This window comes from Bacillus sp. 05T21 (assembly GCF_056396785.1).
The window spans coordinates 212,332-238,225 of the sequence record NZ_JBFTMD010000001.1 but is presented as its reverse complement, the minus strand read 5'-3'; the positions used below and the strand labels follow the sequence as shown (position 1 = coordinate 238,225).

Sequence of the window (25,894 nt, the reverse complement as noted above, 5' to 3'; positions counted from 1 at the left end):
ATTCAGTCCTGTGAGATAGAAAAGGGTGGCTACTTTAACGCACCTTAGTCTCAAAGACTAGGGTATTTTTATACAGTTATTGTTATATAAATTCAATGGTATTATCATAAAAAACAGAAAGATGAGGGATGACGATGAGCCATTTGTTAACGATGAGTGAATTATCGGAACAAGAAATTTCAGAAATCCTAAAAGACGCAGAAGATTTCGCGAATGGAAAAGAGAGAAAAACGACAGAGCAAACATTTGTTGCGAACTTGTTCTTTGAGAATAGTACGAGGACGAGATTTAGCTTTGAAGTTGCTGAGAAGAGATTAGGACTTGAAGTATTAGACTTTTCCGCAGATGCATCTAGCGTACAAAAAGGAGAAACTTTATACGATACGATAAGAACACTAGAATCAATCGGAACAAAAGCGGTAGTCATCCGCCATGAGCAAGATCGTTACTTCGATGAATTAAAAGATCAGGTGAATATCCCAATCTTGAACGCTGGAGATGGATGTGGAAATCATCCAACGCAATGTCTACTCGATCTTCTAACAATTAAACAAGAGTTTGGAAGATTTGAAGGTTTGAAGATTGCAATAGTTGGGGATGTTCGTCATAGCCGAGTAGCACGTTCTAATGCAGAAGCATTAACGAAACTGGGCGCGACAATTTACTTTGCAAGCCCAGAAGAGTGGAAAGATGAAGAGAACACATTTGGAACGTACAAGAGTTTAGATGAACTTGTTCCAGAAGTGGATGTGATGATGTTACTTCGTGTACAACATGAGCGTCATGACCATTATGAAACAGACATTATGAAAGAGTATCACGAGCAACATGGGTTAACAGTTGAAAGAGAAAAACGTATGAAAGAAGGAAGCATTATTATGCATCCAGCCCCTGTAAACCGTGATGTTGAAATTGCGAGTGAACTTGTCGAGTGTGAACGCTCACGCATATTCAAGCAAATGGAAAACGGGGTCTACGTAAGAATGGCTGTACTAAAACGCGCATTACCAAATGTATTAGGAGGAATGAAACATGAATTATTTGTTTAAAAATGGTCGTTATATGAATGCAGAAGGAACAATTGTAGCAACAGATCTTCTCGTACAAGACGGTAAAATTGCGAAGGTAGCAGAAAATATTACGGCAGATAATGCTGAAGTAATCGATGTAAATGGAAAGTTAATTGCACCTGGATTAGTAGATGTACACGTTCATCTTCGTGAACCAGGTGGTGAACATAAAGAAACAATTGAAACAGGAACACTTGCAGCAGCAAAAGGTGGATTTACTACAATTTGCGCAATGCCAAACACACGCCCAGTACCAGATTGTAAAGAACATATGGAAGACCTGCAAAAGCGTATTAAAGAAAAAGCACATGTAAATGTATTACCATATGGAGCAATTACAGTACGTCAAGCAGGTTCTGAAATGACCGATTTTGAAACGTTAAAAGAACTTGGAGCGTTTGCTTTCACTGATGATGGCGTAGGCGTGCAAGATGCAAGCATGATGTTAGCTGCAATGAAGCGTGCATCGAAATTAAATATGGCAGTTGTTGCACACTGTGAAGAGAACACACTTATTAATAAAGGATGTGTACATGAAGGGAAGTTTTCTGAGAAACACGGATTAAACGGTATCCCATCAGTATGTGAATCCGTACATATTGCCCGGGACATCTTACTTGCGGAAGCTGCAAATTGTCACTACCACGTATGTCACGTAAGTACAAAAGGATCTGTACGTGTAATCCGTGACGCGAAACGTGCTGGAATTAAGGTGACAGCAGAAGTAACACCGCATCACTTAGTATTATGTGAAGATGATATCCCATCGGCTGATCCTAACTTTAAAATGAATCCACCGCTTCGAGGAAAAGAAGATCATGCAGCGTTAATTGAAGGACTATTAGATGGAACAATTGATATGATCGCAACTGACCATGCACCGCATACTGCAGAAGAGAAAGCGCAAGGGATTGAAAGAGCACCGTTCGGAATTACTGGTTTTGAAACAGCATTCCCGCTTTTATATACAAACCTTGTGAAAAAAGGAATCATTACATTAGAGCAACTGATTCAATTCTTAACAGAAAAACCGGCTGACACATTCGGTTTAGAAGCAGGGCGCCTAACAGAAGGTAGAACAGCTGATATTACAATTATCGATTTAGAACAAGAAGAAGAAATTGATCCAACAACATTCTTATCAAAAGGAAAAAACACACCATTCGCAGGTTGGAAATGCCAAGGTTGGCCGGTTATGACAATCGTTGGTGGTAAGATCGCATGGCAAAAGGAGAGTGCATTAGTATGAAAAGACAACTTATCTTAGAAGATGGAACAGTATTAATTGGAAAAGGTTTCGGAGGAGAAATAGAAAAGTCAGGTGAGGTTGTATTTACAACTGGGATGACTGGATATCAAGAAACTTTATCTGATCCATCATACTGCGGTCAAATCGTAACATTTACGTATCCATTAATCGGAAACTACGGCATTAACCGTGATGATTTTGAATCAATTCACCCATCTGTAAATGGTTTAATCGTAAACGAAATTTGTGATCACCCATCAAACTTCCGTAATGAAATTTCGCTAAATGATTACTTGAAAGAAAGAAATATCCCAGGATTAGCAGGAATTGATACGAGAAAATTAACAAGAAAGATCCGTCAATATGGAACTTTACGCGGACGTCTTTGCAATATGGATGTGGATGTAGAGGACATCGTTAGCCAATTGAAAGCAACTGTCTTTACAGATCATGTGAAACGCGTATCAACAAAAGATCCATATCCAAGTCCAGGCCGTGGACACCGAGTTGTACTTGTAGACTTCGGAATGAAACATGGTATTTTACGAGAATTAAATAAGCGTGATTGTGATGTGATTGTTGTACCTTACAATACAACAGCAGAAGAAATTCTACGCCTTAGCCCAGATGGAATTATGTTAAGTAATGGACCTGGGGACCCAAAAGATGTACCAGAAGCAATTGAAATGTTAAAAGACATTATTGGTAAAGTTCCTTTATTCGGGATTTGCCTAGGACATCAATTGTTCGCGCTAGCATCTGGTGCAAATACAAGTAAGTTAAAATTCGGTCACCGTGGTTTAAATCATCCAGTAAAAAATCTTGCAACTGGAAAAGTAGCAATCACTTCTCAAAACCATGGTTACGCAGTAGAAGAAGAATCAGTTGGAAATACAGAACTTGAAATTACACATGTTGCTTTAAATGATGGAACAGTAGAAGGTCTTCGTCATACGAAGTTCCCAGCATTTACAGTGCAATACCATCCAGAAGCTTCTGCAGGACCAGAAGATGCAAATGATTTATTCGAAGATTTCTTAACAATGATTGAAAACTTCAAGAAAGAAGGGGAAGAGTTATGCCAAAACGCCTAGACATTAACACAATTTTAGTAATCGGATCAGGACCAATTGTAATTGGGCAAGCAGCAGAGTTTGATTACTCTGGTACACAAGCTTGTCAATCTCTTAGAGAAGAAGGTTACAAAGTAATCCTTGTTAACTCTAACCCAGCAACAATTATGACAGATACTGCAACAGCAGATAAAGTATATATAGAACCATTAACATTAGAATTCGTAAGCCGTATCATTCGTAAAGAACGTCCAGATGCACTCCTACCAACATTAGGTGGTCAAACAGGCCTAAACATGGCTGTTGAACTTGCGAAATCAGGCATACTTGAAGAGTGCGGAGTTGAAATTTTAGGAACAAAATTATCAGCAATCGAGCAAGCCGAGGATCGTGATTTATTCCGTACATTAATGCAGGAATTAAATGAACCAATTCCATCTAGCACGATTATTCATACGCTGGAAGAAGCACATGAATTTGTAAAAGAAATTGGTTATCCAGTTATTGTTCGCCCAGCATTTACAATGGGGGGAACAGGTGGCGGAATCTGTAATAATGAAGAAGAACTCATTGAAATCGTATCAGGTGGATTAAAACATAGTCCCGTAACACAATGTTTATTAGAAAAGAGTATTGCCGGTTGTAAGGAAATTGAATATGAAGTAATGCGTGATTCGAATGATAACGCGATTGTAGTATGTAACATGGAAAATATCGATCCGGTTGGGGTTCACACAGGTGATTCTATCGTTGTAGCACCGAGCCAAACATTAAGTGACCGTGAGTATCAAATGTTACGAAACACTTCATTAAGAATTATTCGTGCATTAGGAATTGAAGGTGGATGTAACGTTCAGCTTGCACTTGATCCACATAGCTTCCAATACTATGTAATCGAAGTAAACCCGCGCGTGAGTCGTTCGTCTGCACTAGCATCTAAAGCAACTGGATATCCAATTGCGAAGCTAGCGGCGAAAATTGCAGTCGGTTTAACATTAGATGAAATTATAAACCCAGTAACACAAAAAACATACGCTTGCTTCGAGCCAGCATTAGACTATGTTGTTTCAAAAATTCCGCGTTGGCCATTTGATAAGTTTGAATCAGCAAACAGAACACTTGGTACACAAATGAAGGCAACTGGTGAAGTTATGTCAATCGGACGTAACTTAGAACAATCATTATTAAAAGCGATTCGTTCTTTAGAGCTTGGCGTTTATCACCTAGAGTTAGACCACTTAAAAGAGCTTGATAAAGAAACGATGAAAAAGCGTATTATAAAAGCTGATGACGAGCGTCTGTTCGTTGTAGCAGAAGCGATCCGTCAAGGTGTAACGAAAGAAGAAATCAACGAATGGTGTGAAATGGACTTCTTCTTCTTACAAAAAGTTGAAAATATCGTAAACATGGAACGCGAAGTAAAAGCGAATGTAGGAAATATGGAAGTGTTACAATCTGCTAAAGAAATGGGCTTCAGTGACCATTACATCGCCAATGCTTGGAACAAAACAGAGCGTGAAATTTACGATATGCGTAAAGAAAGCAATATGACTCCTGTTTATAAGATGGTAGATACTTGTGCGGCAGAGTTTGAATCTGCAACACCATACTACTACAGCACATATGGTGACGAGAATGAATCGATTGTAACAGATCGTAAGAGTGTAGTTGTACTAGGATCTGGTCCAATCCGTATTGGTCAAGGTGTTGAGTTTGATTATGCAACAGTTCACTCTGTATGGGCAATAAAAGAAGCTGGATATGAGGCAATCATTGTTAATAACAACCCAGAAACAGTTTCAACAGACTTCAGTATTTCTGACAAATTATACTTTGAACCATTAACAATCGAAGATGTAATGCACATTATCGATTTAGAAAAGCCAGAAGGTGTTATCGTCCAATTCGGTGGACAAACGGCAATTAACTTAGCGGCTAAATTAGAAGCACACGGTGTGAAAATCTTAGGAACATCACTTGAAGATTTAGACCGTGCAGAAGATCGTGATAAGTTTGAAGCAGCTTTAACAAAGCTTGGTATCCCGCAACCAGTTGGTAAAACAGCAACGACTGTAGAGCAAGCAGTAGCGATCGCTGACAAAATTGGTTACCCAGTATTAGTAAGACCATCTTACGTACTAGGTGGACGTGCGATGGAAATCGTATATCGTCAAGAAGAATTACTGCACTACATGAAAAATGCGGTTAAAGTTCACGCAGATCACCCAGTATTAATCGACCGTTATATGGTTGGTAAAGAAATTGAAGTAGATGCAATTTCAGACGGTGAGAATGTATTCATTCCAGGTATTATGGAACATATCGAACGCGCTGGAGTTCACTCTGGGGATTCAATTGGAGTATATCCACCACAGAGCTTATCTGAAAAACTAAAAGAACAAATTATTGAACATACAATTGGGCTTGGAAAAGGTTTAAACATTGTTGGATTACTAAACATTCAGTTTGTAGTATTCAAAGATGAAGTGTATGTAATTGAAGTAAATCCACGTGCGAGCCGTACAGTACCATTCTTAAGTAAAATTACAGGTGTACCGATGGCAAATATCGCAACGAAAGTTATTTTAGGTCAAAACCTTGTAGAACAAGGATATGGAACTGGCTATCACCCAGAAGAGAAGGAAGTGTATGTAAAAGCACCGGTATTCTCATTTGCGAAACTACGCTCAGTTGATACAACATTAGGGCCTGAAATGAAATCAACAGGGGAAGTAATGGGTAAAGATTTAACGCTTGAAAAAGCATTATATAAAGGACTTGTTGCTTCAGGAATTAACATTCCAACGCACGGATCAGTAATCATCACTGTAGCGGATAAAGATAAAGAAGAAGCGCTGGAAATTGCAAAACGCTTCCATGAAATCGGCTATAACTTATTAGCAACAGCAGGAACAGCACAATCGCTAACAGAACAAAACATTCCGGTGCAAGTTGTAAACAAAATTGATTCTGAAGACTACAACTTACTTGATATTATCCGTCAAGGGAAAGCGCAGTTTGTAATCAATACATTAACAAAAGGAAAACAACCAGCGCGTGATGGTTTCCGCATTCGCCGTGAATCAGTAGAAAATGGTGTGGCTTGCTTAACATCACTTGATACAACGAGAGCAATCTTGAGAGTATTAGAATCTATGACATTCTCAGCTCATTCAATGAAAGAAATTACGCAAACGAAGCGTCACGAGGTGGTACATGCATGATGCAAAAGCAAAATATGATCGTCGTTAACCAAAAAGAAATCGCAAAAAACATTTACGAATTAGTGCTTCAAGGGGATTTAGTGCAGCAAATGAACGATCCAGGGCAGTTTGTACACATTAAGGTAGCAGAGGGCATTACGCCCCTTCTGCGCCGCCCAATTAGTATTTGTAATGTCGATCAAGACAAGAACGAATTTACAATGCTATATCGTGCGGAAGGACAAGGGACAAAAACATTAGCGAAAAGAAAACAAGGTGAACTTGTAGATGTGTTAGGACCACTTGGTCATGGATTTCCTGTAGAAGAAGCGGAATCTGGACAAACGGCTCTATTAGTTGGTGGGGGAATTGGTGTACCACCACTATATGAATTGTCACAGCGTCTTGTAGCAAAAGGAGTACGCGTTATTCACATCTTAGGTTTCCAAACGAAAGATGTTGTCTTCTATGAAGAGAAATTCGCAGAACTTGGTGATACGTATGTTGCAACAGTTGATGGTACACATGGTACAAAAGGGTTTGTAACAGATGTAATCGATAGCTATGGAATTGACTTTGACATTCTCTACTCATGTGGACCTTTAGCGATGCTTCGTGCATTAGAAGGACGCTATAAGGAGAGAAAAGCCTACATTTCATTAGAAGAACGTATGGGCTGTGGTATCGGAGCATGTTTCGCATGTGTATGCCATTTGCAAGCAGATCCGAGTGGGCATTCTTACAAGAAGGTGTGTAGCGACGGACCAGTATTTCCAATCGGGGAGGTTGTACTATGAACAGATTGCAAGTTGAATTACCAGGGTTATCATTAAAAAATCCAATCATCCCAGCATCTGGTTGCTTCGGATTTGGTCGTGAGTATGCACAGTTCTATGATTTAAGTGTACTTGGATCAATTATGATTAAAGCGACAACAGAACAACCTCGTTATGGAAACCCAACGCCTCGTGTTGCTGAAACACCAGGCGGAATGCTAAATGCAATCGGGCTTCAAAATCCTGGATTAGAAAAGGTAATGAATTCTGAATTACCTTTTCTCGAGCAATTTGATCTGCCGATTATTGCAAACGTTGCGGGTTCACAAGCTGAGGATTACGTAGCGGTTGCGAAGGCGATTTCAAAGGCACCTAATGTTCATGCGCTAGAATTAAATATTTCTTGTCCAAACGTAAAAACGGGTGGTATCGCTTTTGGTACAAATCCTGAAATTGCTGCTGATTTAACGAAGCGAGTAAAAGAGGTTTCTGAAGTACCGGTATATGTGAAATTGTCACCGAACGTGGCAAACATTGTGGAAATTGCAAAAGCAATTGAAAATGCGGGTGCGGACGGTTTAACGATGATTAATACATTGCTTGGTATGCGTCTAGATTTAAAAACTGCAAAACCAATTTTAGCAAACCGCACGGGCGGACTATCAGGGCCTGCGATTAAGCCAGTAGCAATTCGTATGGTACATGAAGTAAGTCAAGCTGTTAACATTCCGATCATCGGAATGGGTGGTATTGAAACAGCGGAAGATGTAATTGAATTCTTCTATGCTGGCGCAAGCGCGGTTGCAGTTGGAACGGCGAACTTTATCGATCCGTTCGTATGTCCGACAATTATTGAAGAATTACCAGCATTACTAGATGAATTAGGATTTGATCATATTTCGGAATGTCAAGGAAGGAGCTGGAAGCAAACATGTCACAGTCGTTAGTCGTTGCACTAGATTTTCCAGGGAAACAAGAGGTAGAACAATTCTTACACCACTTTGAAGGGGAAGAGTTATTTGTCAAAGTTGGTATGGAGTTGTTTTACAAAGAAGGTCCTGCAATTATTACGTACTTAAAAGAAAAAGGACATAAAATCTTCCTAGATTTAAAACTTCATGATATTCCGAATACGGTAAAAAGCGCTATGCGTAGCCTAGCTAGTCTAGATGTAGATATGGTAAATGTTCATGCTGCTGGGGGAAGCAGTATGATGAAAGCTGCGATTGAGGGATTAGAGGAAGGTAAGCAAGAAGGAAAAGAGAGACCGATTTGTATTGCCGTTACACAATTAACAAGCACTTCGGAAGCTATGATGAAAAAAGAGATTGGCATTGAGAAAACGTTAGAAGAAGCGGTTGCTCATTATGCAAAATTAACGAAAGAAAGTGGACTTGATGGAGTTGTTTGTTCAACACTTGAAGTACCAAAATTACGTGAAGTATGCGGAAATGAATTTGTAACAGTAACACCGGGGATTCGTCTTGCAAGCGATGATGTAAATGACCAAGTGCGCGTAGCAACACCGAAACGTGCGAGGGAACTTGGTTCAAGCTACATCGTAGTTGGACGTAGTATTACAAAAGCAGAAAATCCGCTTGAAGCGTATAAAACAGTAAAACAACAGTGGGAAGGTGTAACAGTATGAAAAAAGAAATCGCATCGCATTTATTAGAAATTGGAGCAGTATTTTTACAACCGAATGACCCATTTACTTGGTCTTCTGGTATAAAATCACCAATTTATTGTGATAATCGTTTAACTTTATCTTATCCAAAAGTACGCCAAGCGATTGCAGCTGGATTAGAAGAGTTAATTAAAGAGCACTTCCCAACTGTAGAAGTTATTGCAGGAACAGCAACTGCTGGTATTGCGCACGCTGCATGGGTAAGCGATCGTATGGATTTACCAATGTGCTACGTGCGTAGTAAAGCAAAAGGTCACGGTAAAGGGAACCAAATCGAAGGAAAAGCTGAAAAAGGTCAAAAAGTAGTAGTAGTAGAAGACTTAATTTCAACTGGCGGTAGTGCAATTACATGTGTAGAAGCACTTCGCGAAGCTGGCTGTGAAGTATTAGGAATCGTATCAATCTTCACATACGAGCTTGAGTCAGGAAAAGAGAAACTAGAAGTAGCAAACGTAGCATCATATTCTTTAAGTGATTACAGTGCATTAACTGAAGTTGCAGCAGAAAAAGGTATGATCGGACAAGCTGAAACGAAAAAATTACAAGAGTGGCGTAAAAATCCAGCTAATGAAGCTTGGATCACAGCGTAACACGAAAAAAGACGACCGCGGGGGAACGCGGTCGTCTTTTTTATATCATTGCTAAAATTGTATGTAAAGTTCCATTGATATCAAAGAAAATCATATTACAATCTCCTCACTAATAACTACTTATTGTTTTCTGCAACTTCATATCCTCTCACAAACAATAGAGTCATATAAGAAATAATAAATGAGAAGATACTATACATACCGACCCAAAAGAAAAACTTTGGAGGGAAGGCGATAGCACCTACTATTAAAAAACTAGCAAACGTTACAATTGGCATTACATAGTACGTTCTCGTTCTACGTGTTCCAATAACAGAAACGATAAAGATAAGTAATGGACAAATTAATAAGACAAAAATCAATTCATTCATAGTTATGTCCCCTTTTCTAATTGAAGTAATCTGTTTCTCGTAAACGTTTTGAAATAAATACTCTCCTAATATAACTTCGCTAACATATACATAATCCCTTTTGAAAGTCAGTAATAAATGATTGATTTCACAATGAAAAACGTAAGCAAGAGAATACTCGCTTACGCTATAGAATAAACATCGCAACGATCGTGGTGACGATTAAGCCAATCACAACTGGTAAAAAGTTTCGGCGCGCAAGTTCAAACGGATCTACTTTGCATATGGCAGCGGCAGGAATAAGCGCCCAAGGAATTAAAGTGCCACCGCCAGTCCAGATTGCTGCAATTTGCCCAATTGCTGTTAATGTAGCTGTTCCATGCCCAAGTGCTGTTCCGAAAAGATTGGCAATCGAACCAGTAAGTGATATACCGGAAAAGCCAGATCCATCTAAGCCTGTTATGACACCAACGATAGTTAATGTTCCTGCCGATACATATTGGTTTAAAGGAACAATTTGAGATAAGGCGATTCCTAAGTCGTTAATGATTCCATGTGAACCTTTCGGTAAATAGTCCCCGATAATTTTCACAAAGCCGCTATCTCCTAAATAAAAGAGTGCAGCAATTGGGATAACTGGACCAAAGATTTTAAATCCAAATTGGAGCCCTTCTATAAAATAATCGGTCGTTTTATTCAGTCCATTATCTTTGTAGGCGATGAGAGAAATAATGATAATCATAATAACAGTCGTCCCGCCGATAAGTGCAGTTGCATCGCTTCCTTGTAGTTTAAATTGAATCATGCAAAGAATATCTATGGCATATACGATCGGAATACAAATAGCGAGCCATTTTTTTGTCTGAGGAGATAATGAAGTGAGCGTTTTAGAAGACTCAGTTGATGGAATAGATCCTTGTATAGATAAGCCTGTATGAAATTCTTTTCGTAAGAAGAAAAATGCGACGGAAGTTGTCACAATACCCATAACGATAACGAGGGGAACACTGGCTGAAACAACGCTGGAAACAGGAAGACCAGCAGCATCTGCAGTTAATTTCGGTGCACCTTGAATAACGAAGTCACCAGATAAGGCGATGCCGTGTCCGAATAAGTTCATAGCGATTGCGACTCCAATTGGCGGAAGGCCGACGCGTACAGCGACTGGTAATAAAATGGCCCCCATTAAGGCGACAGCTGGAGAAGGCCAAAAGAAAAAGGAAATTGTCATCATTAAAAGACCGATAATCCAGTAGGCATGTGCAGGTGTACGAATCATCTTTGTAAATGGTGAAATCATCGTATCATTTATGCCGGTATGAACGAGTAGGTTGCTCATTGATACGATAATGGAGATGATTAATATAGTTGGTAATAGTTCGGTAATGGCGTAAATGAAACTTTGAAAGATACCACTAATGGCAAGAGGGATAGAACTTGTAGCGGTTAATGCTAATAAAAAGATAAAAACGATACAAATGATCGTCGTATCTTTTCTAAAAATAAAAAAGGTAATAATAGTGAGTAAACAAAGAACATAGAGAGCATGTAAAAGCGTTAATTCAACTCCCATAACATTCACATCCTTTAGGCATTCGTGTAGTTCATTGTATGGAAGCAGTGAAAGTATGTGAGTATAGGAAAAAGAAAAAAAGTGAAATTTCATGTACTGTAATGGTAAGAACAATAAATGGATGTTACAATGCAATTAATCCTAAAAATGGAATTAAAGAAGGACTTATGCGCAAAGAAATTGGATTTTGGGGATTTATCATATCTTGTAGTCTATTAATCATTTTAAATCTGCTTACAAACAATGAATGGATAAGTATCATACCTGTTCTCGGGTTTGTTTTTATACTGTTATATCGTTGGGATGACATGAAACAACATGGTAAGAAAAGTATTGGAATTATGATAGGTATCATTGTTGTTTGTTCATTTGTCGTAGGGGTTATTTTAATAGAGGGCCAAAAGCAAATGGAGAAAATGTCTATTTTTCAAGATTGGATGTCTTCTGCGAAAGGTCTTTATCTTGTAATTGTAGTCGTTATTTTTCTAAGAGTCATGATAAGAATAGCAAGTTACATATTAAAGGAGAAGTAGAATGGGGGAGTACGAATGAGAGAGAAAATAGGGTATTATGGTGTGCTCGGTTGTTTAATATTATCAGTTATTTCGGGGCGATTTCTTAAAAGTGAATGGGTACCAGTAATATTATGTATAGGAGTATTGATTTTTGCTCCTATGTATCGCTGGGATGAATGGAAAGCATATAGTCGAAAAAAGAAAATTGTTTTCAGCATCGAGTTTGTCATTATAATTAGCACGATTCCGTTTTTGTTATTGAAAGGAAATGAGGTAATAGATGGAATTGTAATGTTTCAAGGGTGGTTATTTATTGCGAAATTGCTATATTTAATATGCATTTTAATATCGGTAGCGGTAGTCGCTAAAAAAGTAAACGAAAAGTTATTCGTTAATGAATAAAAGAAAATGCCACCTTATTCGGTGGCATTTTCTTACTTTACTGAATGAGCTTTTTACATCTTTTTAATTAAACGAATTTGTCCGCGATGGTTGATCTCATCTTCAAATACGTGAAACCACTTAAAGTAGTTATGAAAAAACTCCTGTTAAAAAGTTCATGATTTTTAACAAGGGATAACAATTAATTCTCTATTCGCTTTTGTAATAACCTCATAGCCCTCTTTTGTGATGACAATATCATCTTCAATTCTACACCCGCCCCAGTTTGGTATATAAATACCTGGTTCAACTGTAACAACCATACCTTCTTCTAAAGTAGCCTTACTTTCTTGAGATAGACGGAGAGGTTCATGAATTTCTAACCCAAGCCCATGACCAGTAGAGTGGCCGAAATATTGACCGTATCCATGTTCTGTAATGTAATCTCTCGTTATATCATCGATACTTTTCGCAGTTTCTCCAGGTTTAATGGCTGCAGTTCCACGCTTTAATGCTTCTAATACAACATTATATATTTTTTTGAATTCTTCCGATGGTTCGCCAATCGCTACAGTACGTGTTAAATCGGAACAATACCCGTTATAAAGTGCACCGAAATCTAAGGTAACGATATCGCCGTGCTCGATTATTTTATTCGATGCAACGCCATGAGGAAGTGAAGAGCGAACGCCAGAAGCTACAATAATTTGAAATGATGAGGATGTAGCCCCTTTCTTTCGCATGAAAAATTCTAATTCATCTCGGACATCAGTCTCACTTATTCCTGGCTTTAGAAACGTAAGGATGTGGTGAAATGATTCGTCAGCAATATTAGCCGCAATTTTCATTGTTTCTATTTCAGGTGTGTCTTTAATAATGCGAATATCTTCGATGATTTCGCACACTTGCACCATTTCCGCATGTATGTATTTTTGTAAGTTTTTATATTGTTGTAATGTCATGTTATTTTCTTCAATTCCAAGTTTTTGAATGTTTAATTTCGATACTTGATTTGCGATTTCTTTTTCTAGATTTCCTTTATGCATAATAATTTTAGCTTCTTTTATTTGTGATTTCGCTTGATCTACATAGCGAAAATCAGTTATAAAAACCGCTTTATCCGCAGAGATTAAGACGACGCCAGCGCTGCCTGTAAAGCCTGTTGCATATTGGCGATTTTCTTTTTTTGTAATAAGTAATCCGTCAATTTCATATTTTTGTAGTTGATTTTGGATTTTATTAATTCTTAAATTCATGTTAATTTCCCCCTTTTCACAGTATTGAATAAAGCAAATAGCGTGCCAAAAGATAACTTTAGAGAAAGGATAGTGGGGAATATATATATAAGGGAAGGTAAAGTAAAGTTCTGTCCGCTATTTGTGGGAAGGACTATTTGAAAACTACGGATTGCTTCAAAATATTAGTGAGCAAATGAAAAGAACATCGAATCGTTTTTTTTACACACTGTAAAAATTTTTATACAAATACGAGAAAATAATGTCAATTTTTTTTGGAATATCGAAGTTAGGAAAGAAAAGGATAAGCGATGTTTAGTGTATATTTGAAAATAACATTAAATTTATTGTTTATTTTAATATAAAAATTAATATATAAATAAAAAATTATTGATACAATAGGTAATTGTTGGGTTTCTCTCGAAGATAGCGATACGTAACGAATAAATAGGATTAAGGAATGTGAGTATATGAAAAAATTAAGTAAAGTAATGTCATTTTGCTTGGTAGTTAGTATGTTTGTTCTAGCAGGTTGTGAAAAAAGTGAAAACAAAGTTCAAGTAAATGAAAAGATTGAACAGCTTGATGAAGCACCAGAAGTGACAGGAAAAGAAGCGAAAAAGATTGTACGAAAGAGCGTAGATAGGATAGCAAACGCTTTTAGTGAGATGGAAAAAGAAAATGGATGGAGCCGAAATAATCCTGGAGATATGGAGACAGCGAAAAAAGGAGTTAAGGGATTAGTTACAGATAAGTTTGTAGAAAATCAGCTTCCTAAGTCGCTTGACACATTTAATAGGTCTAGAGAGACGGATATGTTGCCATTCCCAATTCATATTGAGCCAGACGTGAGAATAACTTGTTCGCAGAAAAATGATGTTTTAAAGATTGAGACACTTATCCTTGCAAATGATATGGGGAATGAAGCGGAGACGTGGGAATTTGTTTTAGTTTATACTGATGGAAAATGGTTAATGGATAAATGGTCATCAAATACGCCAGTAGATTTAAAGTTAACTAAAGAAGAAGCTAACGAAATTCTTAGAGTTCAAGGTTTCAAGAATGTCTCTTTCGTTAGAGAAGAGAATAGTGGAAATAAGAAATATATTTTTAAAGAAAGTAACGGAGTAGTTGCTGTGGATGCCCAAACATCTGTTATTACTCACAATGTAGATGATGAAGAGCAAGAAAAGGTAACGAAACAAGATTTTATTCAAGAGCAAGAAACAGCTAAGGGAAATGATTCCAGTACGTATACTAGTTCAAAAGAAGAGAAGCAGCCAAAAAAAGAATCTTCTTCAGTATTAGGTAAAACTAAGGCTCTAAATGAGTTAGTTGCTCTAGAAAACGAAGAAAAACATACAAATGTTATGTCAACAAATGACATAGTAAATGAAATAGAAGGAAATTATAAACTATGGGATAATAAACTAAATGAAATTTACAGTACATTAAAAAATACGATGTCAGCTGATGCATTTCAGTCATTAAAAACAAAACAGATTGCATGGGTTAAAGAAAAAGAAAGTAAAGTTACAGCGATTGGTACAGATCCAAATAATGGAACGATGAGACGTATAGAGGCTTCGGAAGAGAAATATAAGATGACAAAAGAAAGATGTTACGAATTAGTTAATGGATATATGAACTAAATTAAAGAATGCGTTGCTAGCAAGCAACGCATTTTTTAATTTACGCTTTTAATTTCATTACTGTATCAGCATCTGGTGTTACATATAATGTTTGTTGATTGTCATATGTAACAAATCCAAGTTTTGCACCGCTCGGTTTTTTGACATGGCGTACCTTTGTGAAATCTACAGGAACAGAACTAGAATCTTTTGCTTTACTGTAATAAGCAGCGATTTTAGCGGCCTCTTGTAAAGTCTCTTCCGTAGGTTCAAGAGAACGAATGACAACGTGGGACCCAGGTATGTCTTTCGTATGTAACCAAATTTCATCACGACGGGAGAATTTCGTTGTTAAATAATCATTTTGCTTATTGTTTTTACCGACGAAAATTTCTGTGCCATCACTAGCTAAATATTTGTCCAATACTGGTTTTGTCGGTTTTTTCTTTGTGTTTTTCTTCTTACGATTACGTACATAACCTTCTTCGGTCAGTTCTTCACGAATCTCTTCAATATCTTTTGAAGAAGCAACCTCCATTTGTTGAAGTAAGCTATCGAAATAAAGAATTTCTTCATTTGTTTTTACGATTTGTTCTTCTACAATAGCGACTGAATTTTTCGCTTTTTGGTACTTTTGGAAATAGCGTTGTGCATTTTCAGATGGTGTTTTTAAAGGATTTAATGTGATTTTTACAGTCCCGCCATTTTCGTCGTAATAGTTAACGACTTCTATCTCTTTATCACCTTTTTTCAAAGCGTACATATTGGCTGTAAGTAGCTCTCCAAATAGTTGATATTTATCTGCTTTTCCGGCATCTTGTAATGTTTTTTCTAGTTTAATTAGCTTCTTTTCGTTTTTTGTTTTTTCATTTTGCATAAAGCGTTCTAAATCGTGAGCTTGTTGTTTTACACGATCGCGCTCTGCTTTACCAAAGAAGAAACGATCTAATAATTCACTAACAGATGAAAATGTTTTTTCGTTTCCTTGTAAGTGAGAAAGAGGGAATAGGTAAAAGAACTCTTTTCCATTTGCTGTTATCATTGCTGGCACGTACTGATGTGTTAGCAAAGGTTTTTGCAAGCTGAAGAAAGCTTCAGATAATGCTTTTTCATTTGCCATACCTGCTTTTTTTACAACTTCTTTTGCAAATAATGGGGAAATTCCCATGAATGCTCCGACAAGTTGTTTGTCCATGTTGCCAGATAAAAAGTCTAGCGGTTTAATAAAATCATCTTCTGTTTCGATAAGAAGCGGATTAACTTTATGTTGTGCCGGTGGGGCAACATATTCAGCTCCAGCATATACAGTACGATGTCGGTTTACCGCTAAAGAAACGTGTTTTAAGCTATCTAAAATAACATTTGTTTTCGTATCTACTAAGATAATATTACTGTGTCGTCCCATTATTTCGATTACTAATGTTTTTACTGATTCGTCACCGATTTCATTGCGACTGCGGACTGTAATTTGAATAATACGTTCTAAGTCAATTTGTTCAATTTTTTCAATAAATCCACCTTCTAAATGTTTGCGAAGAAGCATACAAAACATCGGCGGTAGCGCTGGTGAATTGTAGTTTTGATTTGTTAAGTGCATACGCGCATATGTAGGGTGAGATGAAAGAATTAGCTTTTGGTTTTTTCCGTTTGCTCGAATATGTAATAAAACTTCATATTTTGAGGGTTGATATATTTTTGAAATTCTTCCTGTTTGAAGAGAATTTGCAATTTCATGTGTAATTGCTCTTGTAAATAATCCATCGAATGCCATGAATGAACACTCCTTTCTAACTAAAAGTTAATTATAGCATTTTTTTGGACGAGGCTGAATAAGCTTTCATTAGAGTATGTCTGGAATCAGGAGGTTGATGGCGGGATGAACTGGTATGAAATGCGAGCACATGAAGTGGAGGAAAGAACGAATACGAATGTGGAGGTAGGTCTTACAGAGCAAGAAGCAGAGGGCCGATTAAAGAAATTTGGTACAAATGAATTGCAAGAAGCAAAGCGGCCTTCTGCGCTTATGGTGTTTTTAGCGCAATTTAAAGATTTTATGGTACTTGTTTTATTTGGTGCTACAATTATTTCAGCTTTTTTAGGAGAGTATATTGATTCGATTGCAATTGTTGCAATTGTTATTATTAATGGTGTCCTCGGTTTCTTCCAAGAGAGGAAAGCTGAAAAATCGTTGGAAGCTTTAAAAGAATTGGCAGCTCCTCAAGTTACTGTACTAAGAAATGGGAAGTGGATAAAAGCGCCGTCAAAAGCGCTTGTACTAGGTGATATTATTAAATTTTCTAGTGGTGACCGTATTGGCGCGGATGTTCGCCTTGTGGAATCTTCAAGTTTATATATTGAAGAATCGGCTCTTACAGGAGAGTCATTGCCTGTACAAAAGAAGGTAGATGCGTTACAAGGTCAAGATGTTTCAATTGGTGATCAAAAAAACATGGCATTTATGGGGACGATGATAACGAGAGGTGCTGGAACAGGGGTAGTCGTAGCAACTGGAATGAATACAGCTATGGGGCAAATTGCAAATATGTTGCAAAATGCTGAGCAAATGGAAACGCCATTACAAAGAAGATTAGAACAGCTTGGAAAAATTTTAATTATTGTTGCTCTTATTTTGACGGCTCTTGTTGTACTAGCTGGTGTATATCAAGGGAATGAAGTGTATCACATGTTTTTGGCTGGGGTTTCGCTTGCTGTTGCAGCTATTCCAGAAGGATTACCAGCTATCGTTACGGTTGCGCTATCACTTGGTGTACAGCGTATGATTAAAAAGAGGGCAATTGTGCGAAAGTTGCCAGCTGTAGAAACGTTAGGCTGTGCTTCTGTTATTTGCTCAGATAAAACAGGAACAATGACACAAAATAAAATGATGGTAACACATATGTGGTCAGGCGGAGAATTGTGGAAAGTAACAGGTCAAGGCTATGAGCCAACGGGTTCGTTTATGAAAGGTGAAGAAGTAATTGACCCTACTAAGACGAAATCACTGTATCAACTACTTACATTTGGCTGTTTATGTAATAATGCGAATGTCATTCAAAAGAAAAAGACGTATGTGTTAGATGGAGATCCAACAGAGGGAGCTCTCGTTGCTGCTGCAATGAAGGCGGGAATATCACGTGAAGCTCTTAAAGGAAAGTTTGAAGTCATTCGTGAATTTCCTTTTGATTCAACTAGAAAAATGATGAGTGTTATTGTTCGTGATCGTGAAGGTAAAAAATTTGTTATTACAAAAGGAGCACCAGATGTTCTTTTGCAAATGAGTCAAACAATTTTGTGGGGAAATAAGCAGCAGCCTTTAAGTGAAATGTATCGAAAAGAAGTGCAGGCAGCGATTCATAGTTTAGGAAGTCAAGCTTTACGAACGATTGCGGTGGCATTTAAACCGTTAAAAGCTACAGATTCAATTGAACATGAAAGAGAAGTCGAGCAGGATTTTATGCTTGTTGGAATACAAGGAATGATAGATCCGCCAAGACTAGAAGTGGCGCAAGCGGTGAAAGAGTGTAAGGAAGCTGGTATTAGAACGGTAATGATTACGGGAGATCATAAAGTGACGGCAATGGCAATTGCGGAACAGCTAGGGGTTTTACCGGCGGGTGGACGCGTTGTTGAAGGTGTAGAACTTGCGAATATGGATGTAGAGGCATTAGAAGATATTGTAGAAGATACGTATGTATTCGCTCGAGTGTCTCCTGAGCATAAATTGAAAATCGTTAAGGCGCTGCAAAATAAGGGACATATAGTAGCTATGACAGGTGATGGAGTGAACGATGCTCCAGCTATTAAAACAGCTGATATAGGGATTGCGATGGGAATTACAGGGACAGATGTTGCAAAAGAAGCTTCTTCACTTGTGTTGTTAGATGATAACTTTGCTACGATTAAATCGGCGATTAAAGAAGGTAGAAACATATATGAAAATATTCGGAAGTTTATTCGGTACTTGTTAGCATCTAACGTTGGTGAAATTTTAGTTATGTTATTTGCGATGTTACTTGCACTGCCATTGCCGATGGTTCCAATTCAAATTTTATGGGTGAACTTAGTTACTGACGGTTTACCAGCGATGGCATTAGGTTTGGATAAGGCTGAAGGAGATGTGATGAAGAGAACACCACGCCATCCGAAGGAAGGGGTGTTCGCTAGAGGGCTTGCGTGGAAAATTATAAGTCGTGGTTTTCTAATCGGAGCAGTAACATTAGTAGCGTATATTATTGCATTTAACCAGCATCCGAATGAATTGAAGTATGCACAAACGGTAGCCTTCGCAACATTAGTACTGGCTCAGCTTATTCATGTATTTGATTGTCGTAGTGAACATTCTATATTTCACCGCAACCCGTTTGGAAATATATATTTAGTAGGGGCGGTTATTATTTCTTTACTGTTAATGCTTGTAGTTATATATTATCCACCATTACAGCCGATTTTTAGCACAATGCCGATACAAGCACGAGATTGGTTGTTAATTGGAGGATTATCATCTATTCCGACCTTCTTATTAGTAGGATCCTTATTAACAAGAAAAAAGGAGAAAAAGAAAAAGCCGCTGTTATATAAGAAGGGATTAAACTTGAAATAGTCAATGATATGAAAATATGATATAATTTACAGAAGGTAGTAGAGTCGCATCTCTATTGCCTTTTTCATTGAGTTATTTCATGGCTTGGATGTGATAAAGATGATTTGTAGTATGACAGGATTTGGAAGATCGAAGGTAGAAAACGATACTTTTCAAATAACAGTAGAAATGAAGTCGGTGAACCATCGTTTTTTAGAAATGAGTATTCGGCTTCCGAAGCAAATGATGGCGTTTGAAGACAAGATTCGTAAAATAATTGCAAAGCAAGTTCGCCGTGGACGTATTGAAGTGTCTATTAGTATAACAGGCGAAGGGCTTGTTGAAAGAAAATTAACTGTGAATTGGGAACTTCTCAAGCAGTACCAATCCATTATGGAAGATATAAAAGGGAAATTTCAATTACAAGATTCTATTACACTCGGGCAACTAATGGGAATGCCAGAAGTAACGGCAGTTGAAGAAATAGAAAATGTAAATGAACAATTTGAAACCGGTTTATATGAAGCTGTTCGCCAAGCTGCTCATATGTTGAAAACGATGAGAGATGGCGAAGGAGAACGATTACATAAAGATATAGCATATCGTTTGCAAGAGATTCATAATTGTGTAAATGCAATTATTCCACATGCACCAATTGTTACACAAAAATATCGTGAACGATTAGAAAATCGCTTAAAAGAATTACATAACCAAGATTTAGATGAACAACGATTGTTGACAGAAGTAGCAATATTTGCAGAGCGTTCAGATATTCACGAAGAATTAGTTCGATTACAAAGTCATTTAGATCAATTTCGTGAAGCACTGCAAATTACAGAGCCTGTTGGAAGGAAAATGGACTTCATCGTGCAGGAGATGCATAGGGAAGTTAATACGATAGGTTCTAAGGCAAATGACTTAACAATTTCAAAATATGTCGTAGAAATGAAAAATAACCTTGAAAAAATTCGTGAACAAGTACAAAATATTGAGTAGCTTTCAAAAAATATATAAAGTTATACGTGGTGGAGAAATCGGATAGACTTACTAGGAGGCGCAAACTATGGCCATGCGGTTTTTAAATATTGGATACGGAAATATTGTATCTGCTCATCGAATTATTGCTATTGTAAGTCCGGAGTCAGCTCCTATTAAACGGACAGTACAGGAAGCGCGTGAACATAATGCTTTGCTTGATGCTACGTATGGGAGAAAAACAAGGGCGGTTATTGTTATGGATGATGGGCATGTAGTATTAAGTCCAATTCAGCCAGAGACGATTGCACATCGTTTGAATAATAAAGAAGATTTAAGTGAGGAAGGGTAGGTTTTACATATTTATGAGAAGTAGAAGAGGATTGCTCATCGTTCTTTCGGGACCTTCTGGTGTCGGGAAAGGAACGGTTCGAAAAGAGCTGTTTAGCCATGAAGACACACGTTTTCAGTACTCTATTTCAGTAACGACACGTAAACCGCGTGAAGGTGAAGTAGATGGTGTGGATTATTTCTTTAAAGAGAGAGAAGAATTTGAAGAAATGATTCGTAATGAAAAGTTACTTGAATGGGCTGAGTTCGTTGGTAATTATTACGGAACACCGATTGATTATGTTGAAAAAACGTTACAAGAAGGAAAAGATGTGTTCTTAGAAATTGAAGTGCAAGGAGCAATTCAAGTTAAGAAAGCCTTCCCAGCAGGTGTATTTATTTTCTTAGCACCTCCAAGTTTATCTGAACTAAAGAACCGAATTGTCGGCCGTGGTACAGAAACTGAAGATGTTATTGAAAATCGTTTAACTGTAGCGAAAGAAGAAATCGAAATGATGGACGCTTATGACTATGTTGTAGAAAACGATCAAGTTGAATTAGCTTGCGACCGAATTAAAGCAATTGTGGTTGGTGAACATTGCCGCCGCGAAAGAGTGGCAAAATACTATAAAGAAATGACGGAGGGTCTATAATTATGTTAAATCCATCAATTGACTCATTATTAACGAAAATCGATTCTAAATATACACTTGTAACAGTAGCTGCAAAGCGTGCACGTGAAATGCAAATTGCTGACAATTGTGTTATTGAAAAGCCTGTTTCTTATAAATGTGTAGGTAAAGCATTAGAAGAAATCGATTTAGAAGTATTAAAATATGTACCAAGCGATGACACAATAATTGATTAAGACATTCTTTTCGACAAATTAAAACATAGACTTTATAATTTTCTATGTAACGGTAACAACCTATTTACAAGTAGGTTGTTATTTTTTTACGATAGGGATGAAAAGGAATCGAAAAAAGACGGAACGAAATACTGGTACTGACGAGCTGGAAATTCTATTTCAGTAGAATAAGTTTGAAAAAGAAAGAGGACGAATCATATGCTAAAAGGGAAAAAGATACTTCTATGTGTAACAGGAGGCATTGCAGTTTTTAAGGCGGCTGCGTTAACAAGTAAATTGACACAAGCTGGCGCTCTTGTAAAAGTAATGATGAGTGAGTCGGCAATGAAGTTTGTTACGCCTCTTACATTTCAAGCACTTTCTCGCCATGATGTATATACGGATACGTTTGATGAGAAAGACTCGGCTGTTATTGCTCATATTGATTTAGCGGATTGGGCAGATGTTGTACTTGTTGCACCTGCTACAGCTAATTGCATTGGAAAGTTAGCTGGCGGTATTGCTGATGATATGATTACAACTACTTTGTTAGCTACTACAGCTCCAGTGTGGATTGCACCTGCTATGAATGTGCATATGTATGAAAATAAAATTGTTCAAAAAAATATGATGACGTTAAAAGCGTTAGGATATACATTTATTGAGCCTGGCGAAGGCTTTTTAGCATGTGGTTATGTAGCTAAGGGAAGACTGGAAGAACCTGAAGTGATTATTGGAAGGTTAGAAGAGGTTTTCTCAGAACAAAAACCATTGCAAGGAAAGCGAATATTAATAACGGCTGGCCCGACACGTGAAAAGATTGACCCAGTCCGTTTTATGACGAATTTTTCTTCTGGAAAGATGGGGTATGCGATCGCAGAAGTTGCAGCAAGCTTAGGTGCTGATGTCATACTTGTTTCAGGACCGACAGCATTAGAGTCACCATTACATGTCACAACAATACAAGTAGAATCTGCACAAGATATGTTAGAGGCAGTTCTTCAACATTATCAGAATGTAGATGTTGTTATCAAAACAGCGGCAGTTGCAGATTATCGCCCAAAATATGTTCACGATAATAAAATGAAAAAGCAAAATGGCGATGCTGTAATTGAATTAGAAAGAACAGTGGATATTTTAAAAACGTTAGGTGAGAAGAAGGACCGACAGTTACTTATCGGTTTTGCAGCTGAAACGACAAACATAGAGGAATACGCAACGAGAAAATTACGTGAGAAAAATGCAAATATGATTGTTGCGAATGACGTGAAAGCGCAAGGAGCTGGGTTTGGTACGGATACAAATATTGTGACAATGTATAGAAAAGATGGAGAAATCATTGAGCTGCCACTTTTAACGAAGAAAGAAGTGGCTCGTGAAATATTAAAGCAAATAGAAATGATGTTAGAAGATGATTATGTATGAAGTTTGCAAGTGTAATTGTTGATGTACCTGCACGTCAAACAGATCGACCGTTTGATTATATTATCCCTAAAAAATGGGAAGATATCGTGCAAACAGGAATGCGTGTAGTAGTCCCATTCGGTCCGAGGAAATTGCAAGGTTTTATTATTGGCATAAAGGATTCGGTTGAACTAGAAAGTAAAAAGTTAAAAGCGTTGTATGAAATATTAGATGTCACTCCTGTTTTAAATGATGAATTATTAAAACTTGGGTATTGGCTTACAAGTGAAACGTTATGTTATATGATTTCAGCTTTTCAGGTGATGCTTCCGACGGCGATTAAAGCAACATATAAAAAGCGTCTGCAACTTCGTAACCGAGAAGAAGTAGCACCAGAAATTCTTTCTTTATTTCAAGGGAAGGAAACGATAGATTGGGAAGTTATCGAAGCACAGCCGCACCTATATCGCACTATTCAACAAGAAATTAAAAATGGTACGACTGAAGTGGTTTATCAAGTAAAGGATAAAGTGCAGAAGAAGAAACAAAGAGTAGTTCAACCGGAGTTGCCGGCAGATAAATTGGAATTAGCAGCATTTGAACTGAAAAGTAAAAAACAACAAGATGTACTCTATTATTTTGTAGAAAACTACAAAAGTGTACCGTTAAAAAATTTAACAGAAGAATTACAAATAACAGATGCTCCAATAAAAGCACTTGTTAAAAAGGGTCTAATCTCAGAAAAGTATGTAGAGGTATACCGGAGTCCGTATGACGATGATGATTTTGAACAAACGAAACCATTTCCGCTTACTGAGGAACAAAAACAAGTAATTACACCGATTTTGTCATCAATTACAAATGAAACTTACAATCCATTTTTACTATATGGTGTTACAGGAAGTGGTAAGACTGAAGTGTATTTACAATCTATAGCAGCGGTGCTCGAGAAAGGAAAAGAAGCAATTGTGCTTGTTCCTGAAATTGCGCTAACGCCCCAGATGGTAGATCGCTTTAAAGGTAGGTTCGGTTCGCAAGTTGCAGTTCTTCACAGTGCGCTTTCTGTTGGCGAGAAATATGATGAATGGCGAAAGATATTAAGAAAAGAAGTGAAAGTTGTAGTTGGTGCGCGTTCAGCTATTTTTGCTCCATTCGAAAATTTAGGAATCATTATTATTGATGAAGAGCATGAATCAAGTTATAAGCAAGAGGATAACCCAAAGTATCATGCAAGAGATGTAGCAGTGTGGAGAGGACAATACCATAAGTGTCCAATCGTTCTCGGAAGTGCAACGCCGACACTTGAATCGTTTGCTAGAGCGAAAAAAGGTGTCTATGGGTTGCTTACAATGGAAAAACGTATGAACAAACAAGCTTTGCCGACTGTAGAAATTGTTGATATGCGTGAAGAGCTTCGTGATGGAAATCGCTCAATGTTTTCAAAGGCACTGCATGAAAAAATAGCAGATCGATTAGAAAAGAAAGAACAAATGGTTCTCTTTTTAAATAGAAGGGGTCATTCTACGTTTGTGATGTGTCGTGATTGTGGGTATGTCGTACAATGTCCGCATTGTGATATTTCGTTGACATATCACAAAATGAACCATCGTTTAAAATGTCATTATTGTAGTCATGAGGAAAATATGCCAACGGAGTGTCCTGCTTGTAATAGTACGTATATTCGTTTCTTTGGTACAGGGACGCAAAAGGTTGAAGAAGAAATCACAAAACTATTCCCTGAGGCGCGGGTCATTCGAATGGATGTGGATACAACAAGCCGTAAAGGAATGCATGAAAAATTATTAAAGGCGTTTGGTGAAGAGAAAGCAGATATATTACTTGGAACACAAATGATTGCAAAAGGGCTTGATTTTCCGAAGGTGACGCTTGTTGGCGTTTTAACGGCGGATACGATGCTTCATCTACCTGATTTTCGGGCGAGTGAAAAGACGTATCAGCTATTGACACAAGTGAGTGGACGTGCAGGAAGACATGAATTGCCAGGTGAAGTTGTAATTCAAACGTATACGCCGGAACATTACAGTGTAGAATTAGCAAAGAATCAACAATATGATGTATTTTATGAGCACGAAATGCAAATGAGGCAAATGAGACAATATCCGCCATATTACTACGTTGTACTTGTAACTGTATCTCATCCGGAGTTATTAAAGGCAGTCCAAGTGACGGAAAAAATTGTCGGTCATTTACGAACGCATTGTTCAAGGCAAACAATGGTGTTAGGGCCGGTTGCTTCAGCAATTCCAAGGATAAAAGATAGATATCGTTACCAATGCATGATAAAATACAAACGGGAACCAAACTTAAAGAACGTGCTCAAAATGGTAAATGAACATTATCAAGCAGAAATGCAAAAAGAGCTACAAATCTCAATTGATTTTAATCCAACAATGTTAATGTAGCGG

At 37.5% G+C, this 25,894-nt stretch carries 22 protein-coding genes; 18 read left to right on the top strand and 4 right to left on the bottom strand.

Features of this window, described 5'->3' with window-relative positions:
* The first annotated feature begins 134 nt into the window (after positions 1-134).
* The 8 genes from pyrB to pyrE are packed head-to-tail and all read left to right on the top strand — an operon-like array spanning position 135 to position 9,648.
* A complete protein-coding gene (gene pyrB, locus AC1DKZ_RS01165) occupies positions 135-1,049 on the top strand; it encodes an aspartate carbamoyltransferase (protein ID WP_002128846.1) in 915 nt (304 codons plus the stop codon).
* Positions 1,033-2,319 carry a dihydroorotase gene (pyrC, locus tag AC1DKZ_RS01160; protein WP_002088243.1) on the top strand — a complete coding sequence of 429 codons (1,287 nt, stop codon included), beginning with the start codon at positions 1,033-1,035 and terminating at the stop codon, positions 2,317-2,319. The genes pyrB and pyrC overlap by 17 nt, the downstream gene beginning before the upstream one ends.
* On the top strand, positions 2,316-3,413 hold the full coding sequence (locus AC1DKZ_RS01155) for a carbamoyl phosphate synthase small subunit (RefSeq protein ID WP_476995555.1): 1,098 nt from the start codon (positions 2,316-2,318) through the stop codon (positions 3,411-3,413). The genes pyrC and AC1DKZ_RS01155 overlap by 4 nt, the downstream gene beginning before the upstream one ends.
* Positions 3,398-6,616, top strand: coding sequence for a carbamoyl-phosphate synthase large subunit (gene carB / locus AC1DKZ_RS01150; protein WP_002165154.1), 3,219 nt, complete (start codon positions 3,398-3,400; stop codon positions 6,614-6,616). Before AC1DKZ_RS01155 ends, carB begins: the two co-directional genes overlap by 16 nt.
* Positions 6,613-7,392, top strand: coding sequence for a dihydroorotate oxidase B electron transfer subunit (gene pyrK / locus AC1DKZ_RS01145; protein WP_002088239.1), 780 nt, complete (start codon positions 6,613-6,615; stop codon positions 7,390-7,392). The genes carB and pyrK overlap by 4 nt, the downstream gene beginning before the upstream one ends.
* The gene (gene pyrD, locus AC1DKZ_RS01140) at positions 7,389-8,318 is read left to right on the top strand and encodes a dihydroorotate oxidase B catalytic subunit (RefSeq protein ID WP_002088238.1); all 930 of its coding nucleotides are present in this window, start codon (positions 7,389-7,391) and stop codon (positions 8,316-8,318) included. The genes pyrK and pyrD overlap by 4 nt, the downstream gene beginning before the upstream one ends.
* Positions 8,303-9,019 carry an orotidine-5'-phosphate decarboxylase gene (gene pyrF, locus AC1DKZ_RS01135; protein ID WP_476995554.1) on the top strand — a complete coding sequence of 239 codons (717 nt, stop codon included), beginning with the start codon at positions 8,303-8,305 and terminating at the stop codon, positions 9,017-9,019. The genes pyrD and pyrF overlap by 16 nt, the downstream gene beginning before the upstream one ends.
* Complete coding sequence (gene pyrE, locus AC1DKZ_RS01130; protein ID WP_002142936.1) at positions 9,016-9,648, top strand: orotate phosphoribosyltransferase; 633 nt, start codon at positions 9,016-9,018, stop codon at positions 9,646-9,648. Before pyrF ends, pyrE begins: the two co-directional genes overlap by 4 nt.
* A 116-nt stretch (positions 9,649-9,764) precedes the next feature.
* On the opposite strand, the gene AC1DKZ_RS01125 is transcribed toward pyrE, so the two are convergent.
* Together AC1DKZ_RS01125 and AC1DKZ_RS01120 are read right to left on the bottom strand one after the other, a co-directional pair.
* Complete coding sequence (locus AC1DKZ_RS01125) at positions 9,765-10,019, bottom strand: YbeF family protein (protein WP_002033769.1); 255 nt, start codon at positions 10,017-10,019, stop codon at positions 9,765-9,767.
* 166 nt (positions 10,020-10,185) lie between these two features.
* Positions 10,186-11,571, bottom strand: coding sequence for a hypothetical protein (locus AC1DKZ_RS01120; RefSeq protein ID WP_476995553.1), 1,386 nt, complete (start codon positions 11,569-11,571; stop codon positions 10,186-10,188).
* Positions 11,572-11,672: 101 nt separating this feature from the next.
* Between AC1DKZ_RS01120 and AC1DKZ_RS01115 the strand changes: the two genes are divergently transcribed.
* Both AC1DKZ_RS01115 and AC1DKZ_RS01110 read left to right on the top strand, forming a co-directional pair.
* A complete protein-coding gene (locus AC1DKZ_RS01115) occupies positions 11,673-12,104 on the top strand; it encodes a YoqO family protein (RefSeq protein ID WP_476995717.1) in 432 nt (143 codons plus the stop codon).
* Positions 12,105-12,119: 15 nt separating this feature from the next.
* Entirely contained in the window at positions 12,120-12,488 is a 369-nt protein-coding gene (locus AC1DKZ_RS01110) for a YoqO family protein (RefSeq protein ID WP_476995552.1), read from the top strand.
* Between the two features lie 164 nt (positions 12,489-12,652).
* Here the strand turns inward: AC1DKZ_RS01110 and AC1DKZ_RS01105 are convergent, their stop codons facing one another.
* The gene (locus AC1DKZ_RS01105) at positions 12,653-13,723 is read right to left on the bottom strand and encodes a M24 family metallopeptidase (RefSeq protein ID WP_078175381.1); all 1,071 of its coding nucleotides are present in this window, start codon (positions 13,721-13,723) and stop codon (positions 12,653-12,655) included.
* 449 nt (positions 13,724-14,172) lie between these two features.
* On the opposite strand from AC1DKZ_RS01105, the gene AC1DKZ_RS01100 reads away from it, so the two are divergent.
* Entirely contained in the window at positions 14,173-15,354 is a 1,182-nt protein-coding gene (locus AC1DKZ_RS01100; RefSeq protein WP_476995551.1) for a lysozyme inhibitor LprI family protein, read from the top strand.
* Positions 15,355-15,394: 40 nt separating this feature from the next.
* Here the strand turns inward: AC1DKZ_RS01100 and AC1DKZ_RS01095 are convergent, their stop codons facing one another.
* Positions 15,395-17,104: an Rqc2 family fibronectin-binding protein gene (locus tag AC1DKZ_RS01095; protein ID WP_002014489.1), complete on the bottom strand. Its 1,710-nt coding sequence runs from the start codon at positions 17,102-17,104 to the stop codon at positions 15,395-15,397.
* A gap of 105 nt (positions 17,105-17,209) precedes the next feature.
* Between AC1DKZ_RS01095 and AC1DKZ_RS01090 the strand changes: the two genes are divergently transcribed.
* The 7 genes from AC1DKZ_RS01090 to priA all read left to right on the top strand — a co-directional run bounded on the left by AC1DKZ_RS01090 (position 17,210) and on the right by priA (position 25,891).
* Complete coding sequence (locus tag AC1DKZ_RS01090; protein ID WP_476995550.1) at positions 17,210-19,933, top strand: calcium-translocating P-type ATPase, SERCA-type; 2,724 nt, start codon at positions 17,210-17,212, stop codon at positions 19,931-19,933.
* Between the two features lie 99 nt (positions 19,934-20,032).
* Positions 20,033-20,908, top strand: coding sequence for a YicC/YloC family endoribonuclease (locus AC1DKZ_RS01085; RefSeq protein ID WP_002088227.1), 876 nt, complete (start codon positions 20,033-20,035; stop codon positions 20,906-20,908).
* A 67-nt stretch (positions 20,909-20,975) separates the two neighbouring features.
* Positions 20,976-21,239, top strand: a complete 264-nt coding sequence (gene remA / locus AC1DKZ_RS01080; protein WP_001251456.1) for an extracellular matrix/biofilm regulator RemA — start codon at positions 20,976-20,978, stop codon at positions 21,237-21,239.
* A gap of 13 nt (positions 21,240-21,252) precedes the next feature.
* Positions 21,253-21,870 (top strand): guanylate kinase, encoded by a 618-nt coding sequence (gene gmk / locus AC1DKZ_RS01075; protein ID WP_002014492.1) that lies wholly within the window; start codon positions 21,253-21,255, stop codon positions 21,868-21,870.
* A 2-nt stretch (positions 21,871-21,872) separates the two neighbouring features.
* The gene (gene rpoZ / locus AC1DKZ_RS01070) at positions 21,873-22,085 is read left to right on the top strand and encodes a DNA-directed RNA polymerase subunit omega (protein ID WP_002014493.1); all 213 of its coding nucleotides are present in this window, start codon (positions 21,873-21,875) and stop codon (positions 22,083-22,085) included.
* A gap of 198 nt (positions 22,086-22,283) precedes the next feature.
* Positions 22,284-23,489 (top strand): bifunctional phosphopantothenoylcysteine decarboxylase/phosphopantothenate--cysteine ligase CoaBC, encoded by a 1,206-nt coding sequence (gene coaBC, locus AC1DKZ_RS01065; protein ID WP_476995549.1) that lies wholly within the window; start codon positions 22,284-22,286, stop codon positions 23,487-23,489.
* The gene (gene priA / locus AC1DKZ_RS01060) at positions 23,486-25,891 is read left to right on the top strand and encodes a primosomal protein N' (protein ID WP_002128835.1); all 2,406 of its coding nucleotides are present in this window, start codon (positions 23,486-23,488) and stop codon (positions 25,889-25,891) included. The genes coaBC and priA overlap by 4 nt, the downstream gene beginning before the upstream one ends.
* Positions 25,892-25,894 lie beyond the last annotated feature (3 nt).